General features: G+C 32.5%; 20 protein-coding genes. 15 read left to right on the forward strand and 5 right to left on the reverse strand.

The features are described from left to right. The first annotated feature begins 264 nt into the window (after window positions 1-264). The gene (locus KA833_RS07910) at window positions 265-1,092 is read left to right on the forward strand and encodes a YtnP family quorum-quenching lactonase (RefSeq protein ID WP_046206821.1); all 828 of its coding nucleotides are present in this window, start codon (window positions 265-267) and stop codon (window positions 1,090-1,092) included. 176 nt (window positions 1,093-1,268) lie between these two features. Here the strand turns inward: KA833_RS07910 and KA833_RS07915 are convergent, their stop codons facing one another. After that, a complete protein-coding gene (locus KA833_RS07915; protein WP_046206822.1) occupies window positions 1,269-1,586 on the reverse strand; it encodes a hypothetical protein in 318 nt (105 codons plus the stop codon). A gap of 82 nt (window positions 1,587-1,668) precedes the next feature. Here KA833_RS07915 and KA833_RS07920 point away from each other — a divergent pair, with 82 nt between their 5' ends. The 10 genes from KA833_RS07920 (at window position 1,669) to ccpA (ending at window position 14,644) form a co-directional block, all read left to right on the forward strand. Beyond that, complete coding sequence (locus KA833_RS07920; RefSeq protein ID WP_064208825.1) at window positions 1,669-2,745, forward strand: M42 family metallopeptidase; 1,077 nt, start codon at window positions 1,669-1,671, stop codon at window positions 2,743-2,745. Between the two features lie 17 nt (window positions 2,746-2,762). Next, a complete protein-coding gene (locus KA833_RS07925) occupies window positions 2,763-3,071 on the forward strand; it encodes a thioredoxin family protein (protein ID WP_046206824.1) in 309 nt (102 codons plus the stop codon). 125 nt (window positions 3,072-3,196) lie between these two features. Next, window positions 3,197-4,060, forward strand: coding sequence for a DUF1444 domain-containing protein (locus KA833_RS07930; RefSeq protein ID WP_046206825.1), 864 nt, complete (start codon window positions 3,197-3,199; stop codon window positions 4,058-4,060). A 12-nt stretch (window positions 4,061-4,072) separates the two neighbouring features. Next, window positions 4,073-4,672, forward strand: coding sequence for a YtpR family tRNA-binding protein (gene ytpR / locus KA833_RS07935; RefSeq protein ID WP_046206826.1), 600 nt, complete (start codon window positions 4,073-4,075; stop codon window positions 4,670-4,672). 17 nt (window positions 4,673-4,689) lie between these two features. Further along, window positions 4,690-8,358: a DNA translocase FtsK gene (locus KA833_RS07940; protein ID WP_210128435.1), complete on the forward strand. Its 3,669-nt coding sequence runs from the start codon at window positions 4,690-4,692 to the stop codon at window positions 8,356-8,358. Between the two features lie 23 nt (window positions 8,359-8,381). Continuing rightward, on the forward strand, window positions 8,382-9,695 hold the full coding sequence (gene murC, locus KA833_RS07945) for a UDP-N-acetylmuramate--L-alanine ligase (protein WP_046206828.1): 1,314 nt from the start codon (window positions 8,382-8,384) through the stop codon (window positions 9,693-9,695). 71 nt (window positions 9,696-9,766) lie between these two features. Further along, complete coding sequence (locus tag KA833_RS07950; RefSeq protein WP_046206829.1) at window positions 9,767-10,258, forward strand: DUF948 domain-containing protein; 492 nt, start codon at window positions 9,767-9,769, stop codon at window positions 10,256-10,258. Between the two features lie 82 nt (window positions 10,259-10,340). Next, window positions 10,341-11,558 carry a hypothetical protein gene (locus KA833_RS07955; RefSeq protein ID WP_210128436.1) on the forward strand — a complete coding sequence of 406 codons (1,218 nt, stop codon included), beginning with the start codon at window positions 10,341-10,343 and terminating at the stop codon, window positions 11,556-11,558. A 693-nt stretch (window positions 11,559-12,251) separates the two neighbouring features. After that, window positions 12,252-13,343, forward strand: coding sequence for a bifunctional 3-deoxy-7-phosphoheptulonate synthase/chorismate mutase (locus KA833_RS07960; RefSeq protein WP_046206831.1), 1,092 nt, complete (start codon window positions 12,252-12,254; stop codon window positions 13,341-13,343). Window positions 13,344-13,654: 311 nt separating this feature from the next. After that, window positions 13,655-14,644, forward strand: a complete 990-nt coding sequence (gene ccpA / locus KA833_RS07965) for a catabolite control protein A (protein WP_192945927.1) — start codon at window positions 13,655-13,657, stop codon at window positions 14,642-14,644. A gap of 193 nt (window positions 14,645-14,837) precedes the next feature. Here the strand turns inward: ccpA and KA833_RS07970 are convergent, their stop codons facing one another. Next, a complete protein-coding gene (locus KA833_RS07970) occupies window positions 14,838-15,992 on the reverse strand; it encodes an acetoin utilization protein AcuC (protein ID WP_064208830.1) in 1,155 nt (384 codons plus the stop codon). A gap of 17 nt (window positions 15,993-16,009) precedes the next feature. Beyond that, complete coding sequence (locus KA833_RS07975) at window positions 16,010-16,642, reverse strand: GNAT family N-acetyltransferase (protein WP_210128437.1); 633 nt, start codon at window positions 16,640-16,642, stop codon at window positions 16,010-16,012. Window positions 16,643-16,823: 181 nt separating this feature from the next. Between KA833_RS07975 and acsA the strand changes: the two genes are divergently transcribed. Further along, window positions 16,824-18,533 carry an acetate--CoA ligase gene (acsA, locus tag KA833_RS07980; RefSeq protein WP_210128438.1) on the forward strand — a complete coding sequence of 570 codons (1,710 nt, stop codon included), beginning with the start codon at window positions 16,824-16,826 and terminating at the stop codon, window positions 18,531-18,533. A gap of 303 nt (window positions 18,534-18,836) precedes the next feature. Continuing rightward, entirely contained in the window at window positions 18,837-20,504 is a 1,668-nt protein-coding gene (locus KA833_RS07985) for a formate--tetrahydrofolate ligase (protein WP_046206835.1), read from the forward strand. A 242-nt stretch (window positions 20,505-20,746) separates the two neighbouring features. Here KA833_RS07985 and KA833_RS07990 read toward each other — a convergent pair whose 3' ends face one another. Then, complete coding sequence (locus KA833_RS07990; protein ID WP_064208831.1) at window positions 20,747-21,658, reverse strand: biosynthetic peptidoglycan transglycosylase; 912 nt, start codon at window positions 21,656-21,658, stop codon at window positions 20,747-20,749. Between the two features lie 397 nt (window positions 21,659-22,055). Between KA833_RS07990 and tyrS the strand changes: the two genes are divergently transcribed. After that, on the forward strand, window positions 22,056-23,318 hold the full coding sequence (gene tyrS / locus KA833_RS07995; RefSeq protein ID WP_064208832.1) for a tyrosine--tRNA ligase: 1,263 nt from the start codon (window positions 22,056-22,058) through the stop codon (window positions 23,316-23,318). 280 nt (window positions 23,319-23,598) lie between these two features. On the opposite strand, the gene KA833_RS08000 is transcribed toward tyrS, so the two are convergent. Further along, window positions 23,599-24,885: a S1C family serine protease gene (locus tag KA833_RS08000; protein ID WP_210128439.1), complete on the reverse strand. Its 1,287-nt coding sequence runs from the start codon at window positions 24,883-24,885 to the stop codon at window positions 23,599-23,601. Between the two features lie 166 nt (window positions 24,886-25,051). Here KA833_RS08000 and KA833_RS08005 point away from each other — a divergent pair, with 166 nt between their 5' ends. After that, the gene (locus KA833_RS08005) at window positions 25,052-25,672 is read left to right on the forward strand and encodes a lysophospholipid acyltransferase family protein (protein ID WP_046206839.1); all 621 of its coding nucleotides are present in this window, start codon (window positions 25,052-25,054) and stop codon (window positions 25,670-25,672) included. Window positions 25,673-25,786 lie beyond the last annotated feature (114 nt).

Genomic DNA, 25,786 nt, shown 5'->3' on the forward strand with positions numbered 1-25,786 from the left:
ACTTTGAAGGGAGCATATCAAATGACGGATTAGTCCTTTTTATTATAAGCGTGCTACGATTTTGCTTGTACATGCTTGCCTGGGGATATGACTCGAGCCTGTAGTCTCTCGTTCATATCATTTCACTAGGCATCAGTACATAACAAAATCACCATGAAATTTTGTTGTAGCAGAAGACTAACAAATTTCGTTATTTTACGTGTACTGTGTATTATATTACTATATTAATTAATTAGTAATTAAATCAAGAAATGGGGATTGATTATGAAATTAGGAAATTTCAAGATACATTACCTGAACGGTGGCATTACAAATATTGATGGTGGAGCGATGTTTGGTGTGGTTCCGAAAGTTTTATGGGCTAAAAAATATGAGCAAAGTGAGGAAAATCGGATTCCATTACCTACACATCCAATTTTAATACAAACGGAAGAATTTAACTTTATTATTGATACTGGTATTGGTAATCATAAGCTTACCGAAAAAGAGCGTAAAATATTTGGTGTGCATTATGAAAGTAATATAGAAGAAGATTTAAAATTATTTAATTTGACAACGAATGATATTGATTATGTTTTAATGTCACATTTACACTTTGACCATGCGTCAGGATTAACTGATAGTGAAGGGCGTGCAGTTTTTAAAAATGCGATTCATGTTATTCAACAAGATGAATGGCATGAGTTTGTTAGCCCAAATATACGAAGTAAATCAACTTATTGGCAGAAAAATAATGGTGATTTCACCGATAAATTATTGCTGTTTGAAAAAGAAATTGAAATCGTCAAAGGGATTAATATGTATCATACTGGCGGCCATAGTTACGGTCACTCTATTATTACAGTAGAAAATGCAGGAGAAAAAGCAGTACATATGGGAGATATTTTTCCTACAGTCGCACATAAAAATCCACTGTGGGTAACTGCTTACGATGATTATCCAATGCAGTCTATAAGAGAAAAAGAACGCATGATACCTAGATTCATTTTAGAAAATTACTGGTTTTTATATTATCATGATGTAAATTACTTTGCTGTAAAATTTAATCAAAAGGAACCATCTGAAATCGAGCATTACATTACAAGAGAATAAAATAAAAGGTTAAAGTTTTGAACATTTGAAATAGCACTATAACTTAACTAAAAATACAATCAATGTCTTCATAGTTTGAGCAGTAATATAGTTTGTTTCTTTCATTGTAATCATCTCAGTGTAGTCGACAAATATTTTCTACATGATACAAGTGTGTTCATAACTTTAACCGTTTATCATTTACATTCAATGATGTTTATCACTTCACCAGTTTTAGCGTCGGCATAAAAATCATAATAAGTGCGTTTGCCGTTATGAAGGGTAGTGATACCACCTTGAAAGACTTCTAATTGATCGCCAGCATTTTGATACATTATCGTTTCATTTAGTATGTAAGAACCTACAACATTCATAAAATAAGTTTTTACATCTGTAATAATAGCTTCTGGATTACGATTTTGTAGTTGCTTTTGACGCGTATAAAAATAAATTGATCCAACAATAGTTGTTATTGAAATTAAGCCGATGAAGAACCAACTTTTTTTATTCAACATATTACAATCTACCCCCAATAAATTCATATTTATAGTTTACCATAATGAAGATGATATAATAAATATTAAGGAGTGAATGACATTGAGTATAGACAAAAGTAAAACATTATCAAGAATGAAAATATTAACAGAATTACATGGAGCGCCAGGATTTGAAGATGACGTTAAATCATATTTGAAATCTGAAATGTCACCGTATGTAGATGACTTTGTATACAATCGAATGGGTGGCTTTTATGGAGTTAAGAGAGCTAAATCTAAAAATTCAAAGAAAATAATGGTTGCTGCTCATATGGACGAAGTGGGCTTTTTAATAACGCACATCACAGATAATGGGCTCTTACAATTCACGAATTTAGGTGGTGTAGCGACTGATATATGGCAAGGTCAAAGACTAAAAGTTAAAACAAGAAACAATGAAGAAATCATAGGAGTTGTAGCGAATATACCGAAACATTTTAGGACAGGTAACGAAGGTGCACCAAAAATTGAGGATCTATTATTAGATATAGGTTGTGAAAGTGAACAAGATGTTATCAATCGAGGCATTCAAATTGGTGATACTATTGTTCCAGACACACCGTTCACACAGTTATCAGAGCATAGGTTTGCTAGTAAAGCGTGGGACAATCGTTATGGTTGTTTATTAGGTATAGAATTATTAGAATTATTAAAAGACGTTGAGCTAGATTTTGATTTATATGTTGGTGCAAATGTTCAGGAAGAGGTAGGGTTAAGAGGTGCAAAAGCCTCTGCTGAATTAATCGATCCGGATGTAGCTTTTGTAGTAGATTGTTCGCCAGCAAATGATATGAAAGGAAAGCAAAATCTTTCCGGTGAATTGGGTCAAGGGACATTGATTCGTATAAAAGATGGTACGATGATACTAAAACCAACGTTTAGAGATTTTCTATTAGATTTAGCAAATAAATTTCAAATTCCATATCAATATTATATGTCTCCAGGCGGTACAGATGGAGGAGAAATTCACAAAGCAAACATTGGTATTCCAACTGCAGTTATTGGTGTTTGTGCACGCTATATTCACAGTACAAATGCAGTATTTGATTTTCGTGATTATGACGCTGCAAGAAACTTAATATTACAATCAGTTAAAAATTTAGATGACGAAATAATAAATACTTTACAGTATAAATAATGTTTTGGAGTGATTAGATGGAACAATTAGAAAATGAACAACAATTTTTAGAATTTAAAAGAGGGGACACTGTATTTTTATTTACTGCTGATTGGTGTCCAGATTGTAAAGTGATTGAACCAGACTTACCACAACTTGAAGCGAAGTATACAAATTATAAATTTGTATCAGTGGATAGAGATAAATTTATAGATATTTGCATTGAACATGGTATTATGGGCATTCCTAGCTTTTTAGTATTTAGTAATGGACAACAAATTGGAAGTTATATTGGAAAAGAGCGTAAATCCATTGAACAGATAGATAATTTTTTAGCTTCTTTATAAACATAAAGTGAATGAATCTTATTAAGTGCACGATAAAAATATACCCTTAGAACTTACTTTTTTTCTGTTCCTAAGGGTATATTTATTGTAAACTGTATAAAGACACGTAAATAGGAGTGTTAACGATGAATGTCTTTCAAATGAGAGATAAATTAAAAGATAGATTAAAACATTTAGATGTCAAATTTAGTTTTAATCGTGATGAAGAAACGCTACGCGTATCTAGAAATGATAATGGCAAAGGTGTCACTGTCAAACTTTCAACAATTGTAGCGAAATATAAAGAACAAAAAGAAAATATTGTAGATGAAATTGTATATTATGTCGAAGAAGCGATTGAACAAATGAAAGGGGAGGCGTTATCTGAAACAGAGAATATTGAGATAATGCCTGTATTAAGGTCGCCTAGTTTTGATAAAAAAGACAAAGAAGGTAATTCATTTGTTATAGATAAACATACTGCAGAAACTAATATTTATTATGCAGTAGATTTAGGAAAATCTTATCGCTTGATAGATGAGCAAATGTTAGAAAAATTAAATCTTACTAAACAACAAGTGAAAGAAATGGCTTTATTTAATGTTCGAAAACTTGAAAACAAATATAAAACCGATGAAGTTAAGGGTAATATCTTCTATTTTGTAAATTCAAATGATGGTTACGATGCCAGTAGAATTTTAAATTCTACCTTTTTAAATGACATACAAGCGCAATGTGAAGGTGAAATGTTGGTGGCAGTACCGCATCAAGACGTGTTGATTATTGCTGATATTCGAAATAAAACAGGTTACGATGTTATGGCACACTTAACGATGGAATTCTTCACGAAAGGATTAGTTCCAATTACGTCACTTTCATTAGCTTATGATAATGGACATTTTGAGCCAATATTTATTTTGGGCAAAAATAATAAACAAAAAAGAAACCCAAATGTCATCCAAAGATTAGAAGCAACTCGAAAACAATATGAAAATAAAGATAAGGAATAAGGAGTTAAAAAAATGAATTTATTTTACAATAAAGAAGCTGTAGGAGATGTAGCTTTTTTACAAATTGAGCCCGCAACAGGCGAATTTACGTATGAGACGAAGAATGATGTAGTAGCAATTCGTCAAGATAACAAGATTGTAGGTTTTAATATATTCAATGCATCAAAAGTGTCAGATATTGATGGAAATGGACATATAAAATTGGATGAGAAGTTAATTCAGGACTTACAACAAGCAATTAAAAATGCTGGTTTCACGTTTGAACTAAATGCAGATTTATCACCAAAATTTGTTGTTGGTTATGTTGAAACTAAAGAAAAACACCCTGATGCTGATAAATTAAGTGTATTGAATGTAGATGTAGCAACAGAAAAGCTACAAATTGTTTGTGGTGCGCCGAATGTTGAAGCAGGGCAAAAGGTCGTTGTTGCAAAAGTAGGTGCAGTAATGCCTAGTGGAATGGTTATTAAAGATGCAGCCTTACGCGGTGTAGATTCAAGTGGAATGATTTGTTCTATGAAAGAATTAAATTTACCAAATGCACCACAGGAAAAAGGTATTATGGTATTGTCTGATGAATACAAAGTTGGACAGGCATTTTTTGAAGAATAGAAGGAGGTAATGTCCGAATGAGCTGGTTCGACAAATTATTTGGAGAAGAAAATGATCCTAATAAAGACTATCTAAATAAAAGAAACCAACGACGTCAAAAGAGTCAAGAACATCAAGACACATTACTTCCTCAAAATAACGATGTTTATGAGAGACCTAAAGGGAAATTTAGATTTCCAATGCGTGTTTTAGAAGAAAATAGTGAAACTGAGGACGCTATTAATGGAAAATCAGAAAATGAATTTAAAAATTCTGACCATAAATCAACTAGTCACCATACTGAGAATCACAGTCATAGAAGAAGAAGACAAATGGCTAATGAAAATGCTACAGATAAATTTACTCAATCATCTAAAGAATCATATGCAACATCTCGTAGTAAAACAAATGCGTCATTAGATAATGAAGTTCAAAAAGAAAAGAGACAACACAAAGGCAAAAGAACAAGAATTCAAACAGACGTTTTAGGTGGTACTGGACGTGAAAATGGTCATAGTACAAAAAGACATGAGCCCACTACCCCTCAATATCATAAAAGTGAATTTAAAGCTAGCGAGGTTCCGTCAGCTATTTTTGGCACTAAAAAACCACACCCTTTAGAAAATGGTGTGATAAATCCTAATCATCGTTTTAAAGATGATAATGAAAATAAAGTGCAAGAAGAACGCAAGTCAAATTCTAATAATGACCATAATGACACTGCTGAAACAACGTTTGCTCAACCTTCTCAAGTTGATAGCGAACAACCATCAGCTAAAAAGAGCAATGAACAACTACAAGATAAGTCGATACAACAAGAAAATGTATCACAAGCTACTACTACTCCAAAAAAGAATAATACCATCAATATAGAAAATATCTATGCTTCTCAAATTGTTGAAGAAATTCGTCGCGAACGTGAACGTAAAGTGCTTCAAAAACGTCAATTTAAAAAAGCATTGCAACAGAAGCGTCAAGAAAATCAACAAAATGATGAAGATACAATTCAAAAAGCAATTGATGAAATGTATGCACAGCAAGCAAAACAATATATTGGAGAAAGTTCATTAGATGGTGCACAAAATAAAATTAGTGATACAGACTATTCAACAAAATCGTCTGGTGAAGATGCAACGGATGAACATGATACAACTGACCAAATTGATACGTCACAATACAATTATCAAGAAATTAATTTAGACAATATAAGTAATGTACATAACATTAACGACTCTGACGATGTTTCAAATACAAATGAAAATCAAACAGAAAATGTAGAAACAGCATCAAATCTTACAGAATCATCAACGAATCATGCTAACGATGAGTCAAATCTTTCTCAAGATATTGATCATGCAGATATAGACAATCATTTGCACCAACATGACGAAAATTCAAATGGAACTATTGATAATACTGGTATTTCGGAAGCTACCTATAGAGAAATTTCAGATAATCAAAAAGATACGACACAAAATACAGTTGATTTGACTCAACAAACTAATAACAATGAACGAAAAACGTCACAATGTGAAAATGATGATGTATTAGATAATACATCATTGCATACCAATCATCATTTTGAAAGAGAAGATGAGCAATATGTAGATGAGTCTAATGATATTAATCAGAATGAATCACGGAATGAAGAAGATTTATCAACTTCAACTGAAGCGGATGAAAATGGTGAAGAAACAGTTGCTAATGACGTACAAATGTCAGAGAATAACGAAAATGAAGCACAACAAGATCATGTTAAAACAAACGCTAAAGCGAATAGCGATGAACAAAACAATCAACAACATAAAAATACAATCAACTCGAAAGGAAGCAAACCAAAACCTTTCAATGTAGTAATGACACCATCTGACAAAAAAAGAATGCTTGATGCCAAGAAAAATCTTAACGTCACACATGCTTTTGTGAACTCAAATGATACTGAATTACAACAATCAGATGAAAAAATAGATAAAACGGCACAAAGTGAAAAAGATGAATCAACTGCTGCATTTAATCAACAAATGCAAACTGAAACTAACCTGGAAGAACATAATTCTAATGCTAATGAGTCAAAAGATACGTTTATAAATACGGAATCTGAAACGTTGACTGAGGATGAAGAAGTAGCATCCAGCATAGATGACAAAAATGAAGTTATAAGTCACAGGTATAATGGACAACCACAAAATGCAGAAACCAATCATGTGGATAAACATTCTGTAGATGCTACCGTTTCTCATAAATCAAATTCTGTGAATCAGCAGAACCAAAGCATGCAAGCATCCCAAGAAAGCAAAACAACTATACGAAAAGGTCCAAATATTAAACTTCCGAGTATTGATTTACTGGATGAACCTAAGGTCCATGAAGTAGATAATCAGTGGATTGAAGAAAAGAAACAAGAATTAAATGAAGCATTTTACTATTTCAATGTACCTGCGGAAGTTCAAACTGTTACAGAAGGGCCAAGTGTGACTCGTTTTGAATTATCTGTAGAAAAAGGTGTAAAAGTATCAAGAATCACTAACTTACAAGATGATATTAAAATGGCGTTAGCAGCAAAAGACATACGTATTGAAGCGCCTATTCCAGGTACAAGTTTAGTAGGTATTGAGGTGCCAAATCAGTCTTCAACACCTGTTAATTTACGTTCTATCATAGAAGATAATACTTTTAAAAATGCTGAATCTAAATTAACAGTTGCTATGGGACTTAGAATTAATAATGAGCCGTTAGTTATGGATATAGCAAAAACGCCTCATGCATTAATTGCTGGTGCTACAGGTTCAGGTAAATCAGTATCTATTAACAGCATTTTAATGTCATTATTGTATAAAAATCATCCTGAGGAGCTAAGATTATTACTTATCGATCCTAAGATGGTTGAGTTGGCACCATATAATGGTTTGCCACATTTGGTATCTCCTGTTATTACAGATGTTAAAGCTGCTACACAAAGTTTAAAATGGGCAGTGGAAGAAATGGAACGTCGTTATAAAGTATTTGCTAAATATCATGTTAGAAATATTACTGCATTTAATAAAAAGGCAAATTATGAAGATAGAATGCCAAAAATTGTTATAGTAATAGATGAATTAGCTGATTTAATGATGATGGCGCCACAAGAGGTTGAACAATCAATTGCACGAATTGCACAAAAAGCACGCGCATGTGGAATTCATATGTTAGTTGCAACACAAAGACCATCTGTAAATGTAATTACAGGGCTAATCAAAGCGAACATACCGACACGTATTGCTTTTATGGTATCTTCAAGCGTAGATTCACGTACAATTTTAGATAGTGGTGGAGCAGAACGCTTATTAGGTTATGGAGATATGCTCTACCTAGGAAGTGGAATGAACAAACCAATACGTGTACAAGGAACTTTCGTTTCTGATGAAGAAATTGATGATGTCGTTGATTTTATAAAACAGCAACGTGAACCTGATTATCTTTTTGAAGAAAAAGAATTGTTGAAAAAAGTAGAAAGTCATCCGCAAGATGATTTATTCGACGATGTATGTCGATTTATGGTACAAGAAGGACATATTTCTACTTCACTGATACAAAGACATTTCCAAATCGGTTATAATCGAGCTGCTAGAATTGTAGACCAATTAGAACAGTTAGGTTATATTTCGGAAGCAAATGGTTCTAAACCCAGAGATGTGTATATCACTGAATCTGATTTAAATGATAATTAATATAGAGATAAAGGAGTGTTACAATGACACATTACCATTTTGTCGGCATTAAAGGTGCCGGAATGAGTTCATTAGCACAAATCATGCATGATCTTGGAAATGAAGTACAAGGGTCAGATATTAAGAATTATGTTTTTACAGAAGTCGCATTAAAAAATAAAGGTATAAAAATTCTCCCTTTTGATGCAGATAATATTAAGGAAGATATGGTCATTGTTCAAGGTAATGCATTTCCTGATACGCATGAAGAAGTTGTACGCGCGCATGATTTAAATTTAGAAGTGATTCGTTATCACGATTTCTTAGGTCATGTTATTAACCAATATACTTCAGTTGCTGTAACAGGTGCGCATGGTAAAACATCAACAACTGGTTTACTATCACATGTTATGAATGGAGATAAAAAAACATCCTTTTTAATTGGTGACGGTACTGGATTAGGTATTCCAGCTAGTGATTACTTTGCTTTTGAAGCATGCGAATACCGTAGACATTTTTTAAGTTATCATCCGGATTATACAATTATGACAAATATTGATTTTGATCATCCAGATTATTTTAAAGATGTGCATGATGTTTTTAATGCCTTTCAAGAAATGGCGCAAAATGTAAAAAAAGCAATTATCGCATGGGGAGATGATCCATATCTTCGTGATTTAAAAGCAGATGTACCTATTTATTATTATGGATTTTCTGAAAATGACGATATTTATGCGGATAATATTCAAATTAGTGAGAAGGGTACACAATTTGATGTTTATATTAATAATAATTTTTATGATACCTTCTTATCTCCACAATTTGGAGACCATAATATCTTAAATGGACTTGCTGTAATAGCAATCAGTTATTTAGAAGGATTGAACGTTGATAATATTAAAGAAGCGTTAGAAACATTTGGTGGTGTAAAACGTAGATTTAATGAAACTAAGGCAGGTAAACAAGTATTAGTAGATGATTATGCTCACCATCCAAGAGAAATTAGTGCTACAATTGAGACAGCACGAAAAAAATATCCTAATAAAGAAGTTATAGCTGTTTTCCAACCACATACTTTCAGTAGAACACAAGCTTTTTTAGAAGAATTTGCTGAATGTTTAAGTCTTGCGGATAAAACATTTTTATGCGAAATTTTCGGCTCAATAAGAGAAAACAATGGCGAACTAACTATTCAAGACTTGGTTGAAAGGGTAGATGGTTCTACACTTATTGATGAGCAAAGTGTAAATACTTTAGAACAATATGAAGATGCGGTTATCTTATTTATGGGTGCAGGCGATATACAAAAAATCCAGCGCGCATATATGGAAAATATCGGTGTAACTACCTCATTTTAATATGTTTATGTTAAAATGATGTGGGTATTTATATTAAATAACAACATATGTTTTTTTAGGAGGCGTTTTTAATGGAATGGATTTTACCTATAGCTGGAATAATTGCAGCGATTGCTTTTTTAGTGTTATGTATAGGAATCGTTGTTGTATTACTTTCAGTTAAGAAAAATTTAGATCACGTTGCTAAAACTCTTGATGGAGTTGAAGGACAAATTCAAGGGATTACACGTGAGTCTACTGACTTACTTCATAAAGCGAATCGCTTAACTGAAGATATTCAAGATAAATCAGAACGTTTAAACTCTGTCGTTGATGCTGTTAAAGGTATCGGTGATTCAGTTCAAACATTAAATGGTTCTGTTGATCGAGTAACAAACTCAATCACGCACAATATTTCTCAAAATGAAGATAAAATTTCTCAAGTTGTACAATGGTCAAATGTTGCAATGGAAGTTGCTGACAAATGGCAAAACAGAAGAAATCGTAGAGAAAGTGCAAATTATAAAACAAGTAGCGTAGCAAATGATGCAAATCACAGCTATACTACACGTGTTGACCATTAATCATTTATATACTTAAAAAACAAATGCACTTAAATGAGGTATAAACTTATTTAAGTGCATTTGTTATAGGAGGCATTCAAATATGAAGTACTATAATCGAGATGATTACGAAAGAAATTTAGAAAGTTATGAAGTACCAGAATATTTTACATCTGGTGCTAGAAATGTGTTTGTTTATGGATTTATAGTAGGTGCTGTGATAGGTTCGGCTGTAGGATTAGTGTCTATTAGTAAATCACGTCAAAGTGAGAAATCCGTTCCTAAAAGTAATAAAACATTCAAATCAAATGTAGTTAAAGAAGCTGAAAATGACAAACTAGAAGCAGAACGTCAAGTTGCGCATATTAAAGAAAAAGCAATTACAAACAATGAATTAGGTGCGCAAAAAGTTGCAATTCAACAAGAGACGGCTACTCACAACTTATCTGATACGTCACCACAAGCACAAGATACATTAACTGAACAACAATCGGATGAAACATCAGAAGGCTTGAATAATATTGATGAACAAGTACAACCAACTGATAGTGAAAAGAATGCTCAAAAAAATGCAATCAAGAAAGAGTCAGAAACACATCATTTAGCTGATTCTACAGTTGCTTCAACGTCTAACGAATCACAAAAAAATGATACAGTATCGGCTACGAAATTAGCCAATGCTGCTGAAGAAAAAAATAAAGCTTTAACAAATGACCCGACAATTAAGAAAAATACAACTGAACTTGTAACTGAAGAAAGTGTAAAATCTAATTCTAAAAAAGAAGTACCTAATTTAATTACAAAAAATGACAAGACTGAAGCTAAAGATAGCTTAAATTCAGCAACAATTGCAGATGGTATTACTGCTTCGGGATTAGCATTAGCAGCGAGTCAAAAACGTGATGCAATGTCTAAAGACCCAAAAGTAGCTGAAAAAACCGTTAATTTATTAAAACCTGAATCTTTAACAGTCAAAGGTAATCAAGAAGTGCCTAATTTAGTTACAAAGAAATTAGATAATGCAGTTGAAAATAATAATAAAGTAGAAAATTCTGCTGATAAACATGATCAATCTTCAACTAAAAATACACCTCAGGCTGCAGAGCAACGTGTTAAACAAACACATAAAAGTGTGTCGTTTAAAGACGGTATAATTGTACATGATAATGCTGAACAAGGTATTAGTAAGCAATCTTCTAATAATAGTACTGATAGCTCTAATTCTGACAATGAGGTGCCAACATATTCAAAAAATAGATTGCAAAGCAAAAAGACTGAAAAAGCAAAAAGTAAAATAGATAAAAGAACATTTAATGATTAAAACTGTTATGTGATTTTGGAATAAATTCTATAATCAAAAGCAGTCTCGGACATAAATTCTATACTCAAAATAAGAGGGCCAATGCATAATATGGATTGGTCCTCTTTATAGTTAAAATCTTACGTTTTTGACTGTCCATGCTTGGCTAGGATATGGTTCGAGCCTGTAGTCTCTCACTCATAAGATTCCCCTGGGTGTCAGCACATTACAAAATCAGTATAATTGATATTTTGTTATTCAAAAAATAAGGCACTTACGTATAATTTAATAAACATTACTCAACTAAATTAACGAAATGCCTTATATGTGAAATGTATATCTTTACTCAACATACACTGTCAATGGACACTTCAGTACTTATTCCTACAATTATCAGTAAACTAAAAATTAACGAATCAACTACCCGCATTAGTTAACATAAGTATAGTTACTTATGTTAAGTGGGGTTTAATATCCTTGCATACGCTGTGATGAGCGTTGGTATAAATTGATTATTTATGGAATAGTGTAAAAATACGGCTAGAAAATAACAGAAAATTCAGTTATCATTAAACGTATTCACTTTAAAAGTGATTTTTTACGTTTGAGACTTGAACTTATATTCAGTTATTGTTAGAATTACGTTTAACAAATATTTTATCGCTTTAAAGCAGAATAAAATATCGCTGTAAAATTTTCATAGAGGTGACTAAAATGACAGACAAATTACAAGAATACAGAGATGAAATTGTTGGAATTAATGAACAAATACTAGACCTTTTATCTAAAAGAGGGAAGATTGCACAAAAAATAGGTGAAGAAAAGCGCAAGCAGGGTACAATGGTTTATGACCCTCAACGTGAAAAAGAAATGATTAACCAACTATTAGATAAAAACGAAGGTCCGTTTAATGATAATGTGATTAAACAACTATTTAAAGAAATATTTAAAGCCTCTACTGACTTGCAAAAATCAGAGAATGAAAAACATTTATATGTATCTAGAAAATTGAAACCAGAAGATACGATTGTTCAGTTTGATAATAAAGGTATTATCGGTGACGGTAATAAATCTTTTGTTTTTGGTCCATGCTCAGTTGAATCACAAGAACAAGTAGATACAGTTGCAGCAGATTTACAAGCCAAAGGTGAAAAGTTCATTAGAGGTGGAGCGTTTAAACCTCGTACATCACCTTATGATTTCCAAGGTTTAGGTGAAGAAGGACTAAAAATACTTAAAAATACAAAAGATAAATATGGTTTAAATGTTGTAAGTGAAATTGTAAATCCAGCAGATTTTGAAATCGCTGATCAATATTTAGACGTTTTCCAAATTGGTGCGCGTAATATGCAAAATTTTGAATTATTAAAAGAAGCAGGACGTTCTAATAAGCCAGTATTATTAAAACGTGGATTAGCCGCTACAATCGAAGAATTTATCTTTGCAGCTGAATATATTGCATCGCAAGGTAATGAAAATATAATTTTATGTGAACGTGGTATACGTACATATGAAAAAGCTACAAGAAATACATTAGATATTTCAGCAGTACCGATTTTAAAACAGGGGACACATTTACCAGTTTTAGTAGATGTTACACATAGTACTGGACGTAAAGATATCATGTTACCAACTGCAAAAGCAGGTTTAGCTGTTGGTGCTGATGGTATTATGGCAGAAGTTCACCCAGATCCTTCTGTTGCATTAAGTGATAGCGGTCAACAAATGGATTTAAATGAATTTGAAAAATTCTACAATGAATTAAAACCATTAGCTGATATGTATAACAATAAACAATTAAAATAATTTATATCATACGATGACTTTATAACCTCTATTTTGCATACTAATTATTTAGGTGCATATAGAGGTTTTTATATTTCTTTTTAATAGCAATTTATACGAATTTATACTAATATTAATTACTATTTTTGAAAATGATTGTAATAGAAATAAAAACATATACTTAAATAAGATTTAATAAATTATTATGAAATTGACATTATTATGACATTCAAATCAAAATGATTTTACATTTGCGAAAAATATGGTAAACTTTGAAAATGTTATGAAAACAGAGTATAATAATAAAGAAATCGCTTTCAAGGAGGAAGTTTATGACTGTAACAATTTATGATGTAGCTAGAGAAGCAAGGGTATCTATGGCTACTGTTTCGCGTGTCGTAAATGGTAACCAAAATGTAAAACCGGAAACACGAGACAAAGTGAACGAAGTTATTAAAAAGTTGAGTTATCGTCCCAACGCAGTAGCAAGAGGATTAGCAAGTAAACGTACGACGACTGTTGGGGTAATCATCCCAGATATTTCAAATGTCTATTATTCACAACTCGCACGTGGTTTAGAAGATATTGCTACAATGTACAAATATCACTCAATCATATCGAATTCTGATAATGACCCTGGCAAAGAGAAAGAAATTTTTAATAATTTATTAAGTAAACAAGTAGATGGTATTATCTTTTTAGGTGGAACGATATCAGAAGAAATTAAAGAATTGATTAATAAATCATCTGTACCAGTAGTCGTGTCAGGTACGAACGGTAAAGATGAAGGAATTTCATCTGTCAATATCGATTTCCAAACAGCTGCAAAAGAAATCACAGCGCACTTAATAGAAAAAGGAGCAAAACGATTTGCTTTTGTAGGCGGAGACTATTCCAAAAAGGCACAAGAAGATGTGTTAGAAGGATTAAAAGAGGTTTTATCAGAAAATCAATTAACATTAGATGAACAATTAGTTTTCAATGGCAATGAGACCTATAAAGATGGTTTACGTGCATTTGGTGCATTAAAATCTACTAAACCAGATGCTATTTTATCAATTAGTGATGAACAAGCAATTGGTTTAGTTCATGCAGCACAAGATGAAGGTGTAACTGTTCCAGATGATTTACAAATTGTTAGTTTTAATAACACACGTTTAGTTGAAATGGTTAGACCACAATTATCAAGTGTGATTCAGCCGTTGTATGACATTGGTGCAGTGGGAATGAGATTATTAACCAAATATATGAACGAAGAAGAAATTGATGAACCTAATGTGATTTTACCACATAGAATTGAATACAGAGGTACTACAAAATAAAGTTAATAAAACAGCAGAATTTGGACATAAATTTTATGTAACATGATTTCGTTGTCCGAGTTAAGTAAGAATGAACAGGATTTAAGTGTCACCTGAGCTGCAACTCGTGCAATAGCCCCACTAACTCAACGAACTGAGTAGTGGGGCTTTATCATGTCTGTATTTTTATGTAATAAAATAATGAATACCAATGTTATTTAAACCAACTTAATACTTGAGTTGCATGTTTCATATTGATTTCTGTAATTTCTTTACGTCTAGGTATTAATTGATAATCTAGTTTTTGGTCTTTCCAAGTTGTAGGTAATTCACAAGTAGCATAGGGTGTCCACTTAGCAATCCACTTTTCAGGTAATTCGCCTTGCTGTTGTTGTTCACCAATTAATGCTAAAAAAACATGCGTCCATGCCCTAGGTACAACTTTCCAAATATTGTAACCACCACCACCAAACATAATTACTTTTCCATCAGTATATTTATCTGCTAATGCTTTAATTTTATAGGGGATTTCATATAGTGCATTTAATGTACAACTCATATGTGTGAGTGGGTCTAAATAATGAATATCTACACCGTGCACACTCACAATGATATCAGGTTTGAAAGAGGCAACCACAGGTTCTAATGTTTCATTTAAGACTTCTAGATAAGAATCATCTTCTGTGTAGGGTTCAAGTGGTATATTGACGGTATAACCGAAGCCTTGTTCATTGCCGCGTTCTGTATAGTTTCCCGAACCAGGGAATAAAAATTTGCCTGTTTCATGTATAGAATAAATTAATGCATCGTTGTTAGTGTAAAAGCTCCATTGTGTTCCATCCCCATGATGTGCATCTGTATCTATACACATTACTCGTAAATCATAATGCTTGATGAGATAAGCAATCGTAATTGCCACATCATTGTATATGCAGAAACCATTGGCACGACCTGGCAAACTATGATGTAATCCACCACCTAAATGGCAACCATTGGTGAATGTACCGTCCATAATTTTATCAGCTAAATTAAGGGCACCACCCACAATGCGTGCACTGTGTTTATGCATCATTCTAAACTGTAGTGTATCGCTTCCATCTAAGCCATATTTCTTGGCTTCATTGTCATTTAAAATGCCATGTGATGCACGTCTAATAGATTGTATATAATCATAGCTATGAATCAAATTTAATTCGTCATCTGTAGCGATTCGCGGTTTAACAATGTGTTCAGGTTTTAAATAACCTAAATCACTTAATAGTTCAGTTGTCAGTTTCAATCTCATTTGATTGAAAGGATGTTGATTACTAAAACGGTATTGTAAGATTTCGTTTGAATAAACAAAACCAGTTTTTTGGGTATTGCTCATATTGATTTAACTCCCCTTTAAAAGAAAAAGCGATTCTTGTATCTTAAATCATCGAATGCTTGTAATTGATCAATGGAAATGCGTGCACCTATTCTTGCCATTAAACAATTTGCTGGATGACTAGTGATTTCAGGATCATCTGTAGCAAAAATTTCTAGGCCCCCATAACCCATTAATTTTTGCATTAATTTTTTATAAGCAAAAACATCTAGACCAGAATTTTTTAAATCCCAATGCCAATAATACTCAGTAGTTAAAACGATATAATCTTCATATTCATAAGCCGCCAAACTTAAACGAATGAGTTTACTGCCTAAATGTAAATGTCGATAAGGTAAACTGATTTCTATCGCACCCAGTTCAATTAAATACTCAAGGTTACCATCAGACCAACGTTCTAATGGATCAGGATAGTGATAAGTGACATAACCTACAATATGGTCATGCTTTCTAATCACAAAAATTCTACCTTCTTTTAATTCACTAATTTCTTTTATAGCTATAAATTGATCGTTAGGTTGTCGAAAAGCAGAAAGTCCATCATCAAAAGTCATAAGTTCAAGATTTTCTCTAGAGACAGGGCCTTCTATTATAAATGTACCTTCGTCCAAATGAAATGTTTGAAATTGATACGTTTTTATATGTTCCATTTTTTCACTCCAAACGACTGTAGATGAATGTCATATTCACCCTTTAATACTTTTAGTATAAGTGATTTCGGAGGAAATTAACACGAAAATGTATCCGTTTACACTAATTATTTTGAAAATTGTGAATTTGTTAGTTATAATATGCATTAAGCATTCGATTTCATTAAGAGGGGGATTTAGAATGAAAGTAGAAGTATATAAAGGGGAAGAAGGAAATTTTAACCTTCAAAACTATGAGAAACAATACAACAACTTTGATTGGAAAGAGGTCGAAAAAGCATTTTCATGGTATGACACAGGTAAAGTGAATATGGCGCATGAATGTATCGATCGCCATGTGGATGAAGGTAAAGGAGAAAAAGTTGCACTTCATTATAAAGATGATCAGCGACAAGAAAGTTATACTTTCAGTGAAATGAAATCAAAATCAAATAAAGCTGCAAATGTTTTAAAAGATAAAGCCAACGTTGAAAAAGGTGATCGTGTATTTATTTTTATGCCAAGAACACCTGAAATTTATTTTGCGTTATTTGGTATTTTGAAAATAGGTGCAATTGTAGGCCCATTATTTGAAGCATTTATGGAAAAAGCTGTTGGGGATAGACTAGAAAATAGTGAGGCAAAAGTAATAGTTACTACTAACAGTTTATTGCCAAGAATACCTGTAGATAAGTTACCAAATTTAGAAACAATCATTGTAGTTGATAATGATGTAGATGGTGCATATGTAGATTTCAATAGTGAATTTGAACAAGCGAGTGATCAATTTGAAACGGAATGGTTAGATTTAGATGATGGTTTGATTTTACATTATACATCAGGCTCAACTGGTCAACCTAAAGGTGTATTACATGCGCAAAAAGCGATGTTAGTACATTATATTTCAGGTAAATATGTACTTGATTTTAAAGATGATGATGTGTATTGGTGTACAGCAGATCCAGGATGGGTCACTGGAACATCTTATGGTATATTTAGCCCTTGGTTAAACGGCGTTACGAATTGTATTGCGGGAGGTAGATTTTCTCCTGAAGCATGGTATGGTATGATAGAAGAATTTAAAGTGACTATATGGTATACGGCTCCAACAGCATTAAGAATGTTAATGAGTGCTGGTGATGATATTGTTGAAAAATATGACTTGTCATCATTAAAGAGTATTTTATCTGTCGGAGAACCATTAAACCCTGAAGTCATTAAATGGGCAAAAGATGTATTTGGACTGCGTGTGCTAGATACTTGGTGGATGACTGAAACAGGTGGCCATATGATTGTAAACTATCCTTCGATGGATGTGAAATTAGGTTCAATGGGTAAACCATTACCAGGTATTGAGGCATCAATTGTAGATGATCAAGGTAATGAATTACCTCCTAATCGCATGGGTAATTTGGCAATTAAAAAAGGTTGGCCATCCATGATGATTTCTATTTGGAATAATCCTGAAAAATATGAATCGTATTTCATTGGTGACTGGTATGTATCTGGAGACTCAGCTTATAAAGACGAAGAAGGATATTTCTGGTTCCAAGGTCGTGTAGATGATGTAATCATGACTGCTGGTGAACGCGTAGGTCCATTTGAAGTAGAATCGAAATTAGTGGAGCACGAAGCAGTTGCAGAAGCAGGCGTCATTGGTAAACCAGATCCTGTACGCGGTGAAATTATTAAAGCATTTGTTGCGTTACGCCCTGAATTTGAGGAAAGTGATGAGTTGAAAGAAGAAATTCGTAAGTTTGTTAAAGAAGGTTTAGCTGCACATGCTGCACCACGTGAAATAGAATTTAAAGAAAAATTACCGAAAACACGTTCAGGTAAAATTATGCGTCGCGTACTAAAAGCATGGGAACTTGACTTGCCAGAAGGCGACTTAAGTACGATGGAAGATTAATTAAATACAAAGTGTTAAAGTTTTATTTCACATGCAAAACTTGCTAAAAACACTCCTTTATTGATAGGTTTTAACTTTGCTTAAAATTTTGAAATAAAGGAGTTTTTAGTGTAATAAAACAATATGAGTATAAATGTATATCATAATTTTACAAAAGTAGCTTATTATTTTGAAAGCGTTATCTCTATTAATCGACAACACAACATTATTTGGTTATTATGAATATGTAAGGAATTTTGACTCACTGATTGAAATTTGATTTTTAAAAGTGATTAAAATTTATAAAAGAAGGGGCGAATGAATTTGGCACATTTATCAGACTTAGATATTGCTAATCAATCAACATTACAACCTATAGGGGACATAGCTGAAAAAGTAGGTATTCCAGCAGATGCTTTAGAACCATATGGACACTATAAGGCTAAGATAGATATTAACCAAGTTAAACAAAAAGATAACAAAGGGAAAGTCGTATTAGTAACAGCTATGAGCCCAACACCAGCTGGTGAGGGGAAATCAACAGTTACTGTTGGTTTGTCTGATGCATTTAACCAATTAAAGAAAAATGTAATGGTTGCATTACGTGAACCAGCTTTAGGACCAACGTTTGGTATTAAAGGTGGAGCGACAGGTGGCGGATACGCTCAAGTGTTACCGATGGAAGATATTAACTTGCATTTTAATGGTGATTTCCATGCGATTACTACAGCGAACAATGCTTTATCAGCATTTATTGATAACCATATTCATCAAGGCAATGACTTAGGCATTGACCAAAGAAGAATTGAGTGGAAACGCGTTTTAGACATGAATGATCGTGCACTAAGAAATGTGATCGTAGGATTAGGTGGGCCAACGCAAGGTGTACCACGTGAAGATGGTTTCAATATTACAGTGGCTTCAGAAATTATGGCAATTTTATGTTTAGCTAATGATATTCAAGATTTAAAATCTAAAATCAGCAAAATTACAGTAGGTTATACAAGAGATCGTAAACCTGTCACTGTTGCGGATTTAAAAGTTGAAGGTGCATTAGCAATGATACTTAAAGACGCAATCAAACCAAATTTAGTCCAAACGATTGAAGGTACACCTGCATTAGTACACGGTGGCCCATTTGCAAATATTGCACATGGTTGTAACTCAATTCTTGCTACTCAAACAGCAAGAGAATTAGCTGATATTGTCGTAACAGAAGCAGGCTTTGGCTCAGATTTAGGTGCTGAGAAATTTATTAATATCAAGGCACGTGAAGCAGGATTTGAACCATCAGCAGTCGTAGTAGTAGCTACGATTCGCGCGATTAAAATGCATGGCGGCGTTGCAAAAGACAACCTTAAAGAAGAAAACGTTGATGCATTAAAAGCAGGAATTGTAAACTTAGAACGCCATGTAAATAACGTGAAAAAATATGGGTTAGAACCAGTGATTGCATTAAATGCATTTATTCACGATACAGATGCAGAAACTAAATTTGTTCAAGAATGGGCAAAAGAAAATGGTGTACGACTAGCTTTAACAGAAGTTTGGGAAAAAGGTGGTAAAGGTGGTATCGATTTAGCTAACGAAGTGTTAGAAGTGATCGAACAACCACAAGATTTCAAACATTTATATGAACTAGAGCAACCATTAGAAGATAAAATTGAAACAATCGTAAAAGAAATTTACGGCGGTAGCAAAGTAACATTTAGTAGTAAAGCTCAAAAACAATTAAAACAATTTAAAGAAAATGGTTGGGATCATTATCCTGTATGTATGGCCAAAACACAATATTCATTTTCAGATGATGCAACGTTATTAGGTGCACCTGAAGGTTTTGAAATTACAATCCGTGAATTAGAAGCGAAAACAGGTGCAGGGTTTATTGTCGCACTGACTGGTGCAATAATGACAATGCCTGGTTTACCTAAACAACCTGCCGCATTAAAAATGGATGTTACAGATGATGGACATGCAGTTGGTTTATTCTAAATATTTGTTTAAAAAGTTTAGAAAAAGGCCTAACGATTTCTGACTTTAAAATAGGGGTCAATTTATAACGAAACTGACCTCAATCAGTGAGACTAAATAAAAACACTTTCGTTGGATTCGTTTTAAATGAATCATTCGAAAGTGTTTTTCTATGTGCAATGTTGTTTATCTTAGAGATATAAAAACTAACTCATTTACGTAGGATTAGTCTTTACTTTGGTAAAATATATTAATGAATAATTTTATTTAGTCATTAAATGAGATTTAATATCATAATTTTCTGCACGTCTATAATCATAAAGGGTAATTTCATCTTCTACTAACATACGTTTTAATACATAATGCTGTCTATTTAAACTGACTTGGATTTGATCACTAGGTTTAAGTGAGCCATCTTCATTATAGGGTGTGTAATAGTAGGGGCTTTGTAATAACCCAACTAAATAAGCAGATTCAGCAATATTCAAATCCTCAGCAGGTTTGCCAAAAATACTATAAGCAGCTGAACCTATCCCAGAAATATTTGTGCCATTATAATCACGACCAAAAGGAACAATATTTAAATATGTATATAAAATTTCATCTTTAGTCAGTATTTTTTCAGCACGCATTGAGAGTACTAGTTCATTTGCTTTTCGGTTATATGTTTTTTTATTGGTTAAAACTTGATTTTTAACAAGTTGTTGTGTAATTGTACTACCGCCCGTAGCATCCATCGAATTAAATATATCTTGACCAATCGCCCTTAAAACGGCTTTAGGTAAAATACCATTATGTTGAAAGAACAAGCTGTCTTCTGAAGCGGTTAATGCTTTGATCACATTACTATTAACATGTTTTGGACCAACGATAAGTGTATTAATAGAATTGTTATATTCTGATAAAATGTTATCACTTTTATAATCAATATCTTCATTACCAGACACATTTAATAATTTATGTTTTAATTCATTATCTGACATATGCGTTGCTTCTTTTGTTAAATTTTGAAAATAAAGTACAGATATTGCGAGTAAGATAACCAAAGAACAGCTAAATATGAAAAACAAACCTACGAAAAAGTGTTTGATTTTTTTATAAATAAATTCAAACTGTTCCAGTCTAGTAAGTTGTTTATTTTTATGATTGTCTATATCAAACGTCTGTTTTTCCATAGTGGTCCTCCTTAGCTAAACAGTATTATAACATAATACAGAGTGTTGACTTTTAAAATAGAATTAAATATAATTAATATCAATTCGATATCGTTTTTGGATAGAGGAGAAGTAATATATTGTATCATCTTCAGAGAGTTAGTGATTGCTGCGAACTAACGTTGGTCTTTATATGAATACACCTTTATAGCGTAATTATCCAAACGTTTTAGTTAATGAACGTATCATTAATAAAGTTGTTTGACTTAAAGTATGGTGGTACCGTGCATATGCGCCCTTACATAATTATGTAAGGGCGCTTTTTTGCATTTTCTGAGATTATTTTCTTGAATCATAGAAGTGATGCAAATAAAGCCTATTCAAAACTTTATCAATATTTAATTAGGAGGTTGATATCATGACAAATGCATTAATTGAAGAATTAAAATGGAGAGGCTTAATTTATCAACAAACGGATGAAACAGGTATTGAAAATTTATTAAATAAAGAACAAGTTACGTTATACTGTGGTGCCGATCCAACTGCAGATAGTTTACACATTGGTCATTTATTGCCGTTCTTAACTTTACGTCGTTTTCAAGAGCATGGTCATCGACCACTTGTGTTAATTGGTGGCGGTACTGGAATGATAGGTGACCCATCTGGTAAATCAGAAGAAAGAAAGTTACAAACTGAGGAACAAGTTGAAACCAATGTACAAGGTATTAGTAAACAAATGCATAAAATTTTTGAATTTGACACAAATAAAGGTGCAAAACTAGTTAATAATAAAGATTGGCTTGGACAAATATCATTAATTGAATTTTTACGTGATTATGGTAAACATGTCGGTGTAAATTACATGCTAGGCAAAGATTCTATTCAAACGCGTTTAGAACACGGTATTTCATTTACAGAATTTACTTACACAATTTTACAAGCAATTGATTTCGGACATCTTAATCAAACATACAATTGTAAAATTCAAGTGGGTGGTTCAGACCAATGGGGCAATATCACTAGTGGTATTGAACTCATGCGTCGTATGTATGGAGAAAATGAAGCATTTGGTCTAACGATTCCTCTAGTAGTTAAATCTGATGGTAAAAAATTTGGTAAAACAGAAGGTGGAGCAGTATGGTTAGATGCTGACAAAACAAGTCCTTATGAATTCTACCAATTTTGGATTAATTCAACAGATGAAGATGTTATTAAATTTTTAAAATACTTCACATTTTTAAGTAAAGCAGAAATAAATGATTTAGAAAAATCATTGCAAGAAGCACCGCATTTACGAGAAGCACAAAAAGCATTAGCTGAAAATGTAACTAGATTTATTCATGGCCAAGATGCATTAGATGATGCAATTAGAATTTCACAAGCGTTATTTTCAGGTGATTTGAAATCACTTTCAGCTAAAGAATTAAAAGAAGGATTTAAAGATGTACCACAAGTTGACTTAAACCACACGACTTCGAACATTGTTGAAGCCATTGTTGAAACGGGCATATCTTCATCTAAAAGACAAGCACGTGAAGACATAAATAATGGTGCGATTTATATAAACGGTGAAAGACAACAAGATGTAAATTATGAATTGTCAGATGAAGATAAGATCGATAATGCATTTACAATTGTGCGTAGAGGTAAGAAAAAATACTTTATGATTAATTATAAATAAGGACATTTTTAATCGTAAGAGTTGAAAGATAAAAGGTGAGTGAAACTGAAATCTAATTTTATTAAAATGATTTTGTCGTCCCACCACTAATAGTGAAGACTACATTTGAAAAAATTAGAACTTAAGCTCATGCATAAGTCCCACTACTCAATTTATTGAGTAGTGGGACTTTATCATCTACTGACAATATAAAGGAGTCTGGACATCATTGATGTCCCAAACTCCTTTTTTTAAAGATTAAGTTTTGTGTCTTGTTTTCTTAACATATTACCTCATTTTATTAATTAAAAGGGACGGCTTCCTCTTTAGATGAGTCTGTGGTATTAGACTTTTGTTCTGTTAATTTTACATCAACACTTTGTGTTTTACCTTTTCTTTCAATTGTTAAATTAACATTATCCCCCGGTTTTTTATGTTCATATAAATAAGAGCGAAGTTCTGTATCTTCTTTGACTTTTTCATCATCAATTTTTGTAATAATATCGCCTTCTTTTAATCCACTATCAGCATATACTTTGGCTACATATATACCTTGTTTTCTATCCGTATTTAATTGTTTTTTATACTCATCTGGTATTTCACTTAAATTTAGTAAACCAATACCGATAGAAGGGCGATCAATTTTTCCGTTTTTAACGAGTTCCTTAATTGTAACTTTCACTTCGTTACTAGGTATAGCGAAACCAATACCTTCAACTTGTTCATTCGCTATTTTCATAGAATTTATACCTACTAAATTCCCATTTAAATCTACTAACGCACCACCAGAATTACCAGGGTTAATGGCTGCATCTGTTTGTAGTACATTTACTTTGTTCGCACCTGCTGATGTTTGCGTATCAATGGTACGTTCACTTGCTGAAATAATACCTGATGTTACAGAATTTGCGAATTCTAAACCAAGTGGGTTACCCATTGCAAATACACTGTCACCTGTTTTTACTTTAGAAGAATTTGCAAAGTCTATCGCTTTTGTACCTTTGGTATCATCAATTTTTAATACAGCAATATCAGTGAGTGCATCTTTACCTATTAATTTGGCATCTACTTGATTAGAGTTATGTAATTGTACTTTAATTTCACTAGCACCATCGATTACGTGATTATTTGTAACAATATATGCGGATCCATTGTTTTTTTGATAAATCACGCCAGAACCCACGCCAGCTTCTTCTGATTTAGCAGATTTTCCTTTAAGTAAGTCATCTAAATTTTGAGCTTTTTGCATATTGATGACACCAACAATTGCAGGTGACACATCTGTAATCATTTGATTCACAGAATCATACTTATCACTTTTACCATCTAATGAATTACCAGCATTATTGTTATTATTCGCTTCTTTAACAGTTGAACCGTTATCTTCCAAAACTGTATTTTCCATTACTTTACCAATACCTAAGACGATGAGTGCACCTATGATACCAGCTATGAGTGCAACAAGTACAGTTTTGAACCATGGAAATTTTGGTTTTGTTCGTTTACTAAATGTTGGTCGGCTGTAATTTGATGTTTGCGCATCAGGTTGTTTATTGTTTGTATTTTGATCATTGTTCAAATCTGACATATTATACCTCCGATTTATTCTTTAACTCCTATTATGAAAGCTTTGTCCAACTTTTTCTAGTATATCACTATACAACTTTAGACTGAAATATAAATTATCTTGTTCATTAATGCACTAAATGATAGAATCAATAAGGTAATATAAGGTGAAAAAAGTAGGTGGAAAAATGTATAGATTTATTAGCAGTATATTAAATTTAATTATACGTAAAATATGTAAATCATTAGAAGTGCAAGGGGAAGAAAATATTCCTCAATTACATAGGTATGTCGTCACTTGTACTCACGAAAGTTACAATGAAGTCATTATGTTAGGTATGGCTATTTATCCAAATCAAATTCATTATATGGCCAAAAAAGAGTTGTTTAATAATAAGTGGTTCGGTGGATTTTTAAGTTCACTTAATGCTTTTCCAGTCGACAGAGAAAATCCTGGTCCAAGCACGTTGAAAAAGCCAATTAAATTATTAAAAGAAAATAAAACAGTTGGTATTTTTCCAACTGGCCATCGTATGAAATATGACGAAGGTTCACCGATGAAACGAGGTGCAGTTACAATTGCTATGATGGCGCAAGCACCCATCTTACCAGCGGCATATATTGGACCCAAAAAAATTCAGGGCTTAATCACAGGCAAATCAATTATTAAATTTGGTGAACCTATCGACACTAAAAATTTACCAAAAGATATGAAACGAAATGAAAAATTAGAATATTTAACAAAAGAATTGGAAAAAAGAACAATTCAATTACAAAATGAATTAAATGCATCTGTAGCACATAAATAATTCATTTTACTCATTTTGAATCTTATTTTATATACGAAATTTATAAGACTTGTGTTATTATGGAACTGTACAATGACAACAAGTATAACGCTTTCATTCACCACGTGGACATTT

This window comes from Staphylococcus sp. GDY8P67P (assembly GCF_017892545.1).
GTDB classification, from domain to species: Bacteria; Bacillota; Bacilli; order Staphylococcales; family Staphylococcaceae; genus Staphylococcus; species Staphylococcus ureilyticus.

Coding starts and splice junctions, on each gene's coding strand:
- ytpR (WP_046206826.1), top strand. CDS start 4,073: ATGAATTTATTTTACAATAAAGAAGCTGTAGGAGATGTAGCTTTTTTA.
- KA833_RS07915 (WP_046206822.1), bottom strand. CDS start 1,586: ATGTTGAATAAAAAAAGTTGGTTCTTCATCGGCTTAATTTCAATAACA.
- tyrS (WP_064208832.1), top strand. CDS start 22,056: ATGACAAATGCATTAATTGAAGAATTAAAATGGAGAGGCTTAATTTAT.
- KA833_RS07970 (WP_064208830.1), bottom strand. CDS start 15,992: ATGAGCAATACCCAAAAAACTGGTTTTGTTTATTCAAACGAAATCTTA.
- ccpA (WP_192945927.1), top strand. CDS start 13,655: ATGACTGTAACAATTTATGATGTAGCTAGAGAAGCAAGGGTATCTATG.
- KA833_RS07960 (WP_046206831.1), top strand. CDS start 12,252: ATGACAGACAAATTACAAGAATACAGAGATGAAATTGTTGGAATTAAT.
- KA833_RS07940 (WP_210128435.1), top strand. CDS start 4,690: ATGAGCTGGTTCGACAAATTATTTGGAGAAGAAAATGATCCTAATAAA.
- KA833_RS07990 (WP_064208831.1), bottom strand. CDS start 21,658: ATGGAAAAACAGACGTTTGATATAGACAATCATAAAAATAAACAACTT.
- KA833_RS07930 (WP_046206825.1), top strand. CDS start 3,197: ATGAATGTCTTTCAAATGAGAGATAAATTAAAAGATAGATTAAAACAT.
- KA833_RS07925 (WP_046206824.1), top strand. CDS start 2,763: ATGGAACAATTAGAAAATGAACAACAATTTTTAGAATTTAAAAGAGGG.
- KA833_RS08000 (WP_210128439.1), bottom strand. CDS start 24,885: ATGTCAGATTTGAACAATGATCAAAATACAAACAATAAACAACCTGAT.
- KA833_RS07975 (WP_210128437.1), bottom strand. CDS start 16,642: ATGGAACATATAAAAACGTATCAATTTCAAACATTTCATTTGGACGAA.
- acsA (WP_210128438.1), top strand. CDS start 16,824: ATGAAAGTAGAAGTATATAAAGGGGAAGAAGGAAATTTTAACCTTCAA.
- KA833_RS08005 (WP_046206839.1), top strand. CDS start 25,052: ATGTATAGATTTATTAGCAGTATATTAAATTTAATTATACGTAAAATA.
- KA833_RS07955 (WP_210128436.1), top strand. CDS start 10,341: ATGAAGTACTATAATCGAGATGATTACGAAAGAAATTTAGAAAGTTAT.
- murC (WP_046206828.1), top strand. CDS start 8,382: ATGACACATTACCATTTTGTCGGCATTAAAGGTGCCGGAATGAGTTCA.
- KA833_RS07910 (WP_046206821.1), top strand. CDS start 265: ATGAAATTAGGAAATTTCAAGATACATTACCTGAACGGTGGCATTACA.
- KA833_RS07950 (WP_046206829.1), top strand. CDS start 9,767: ATGGAATGGATTTTACCTATAGCTGGAATAATTGCAGCGATTGCTTTT.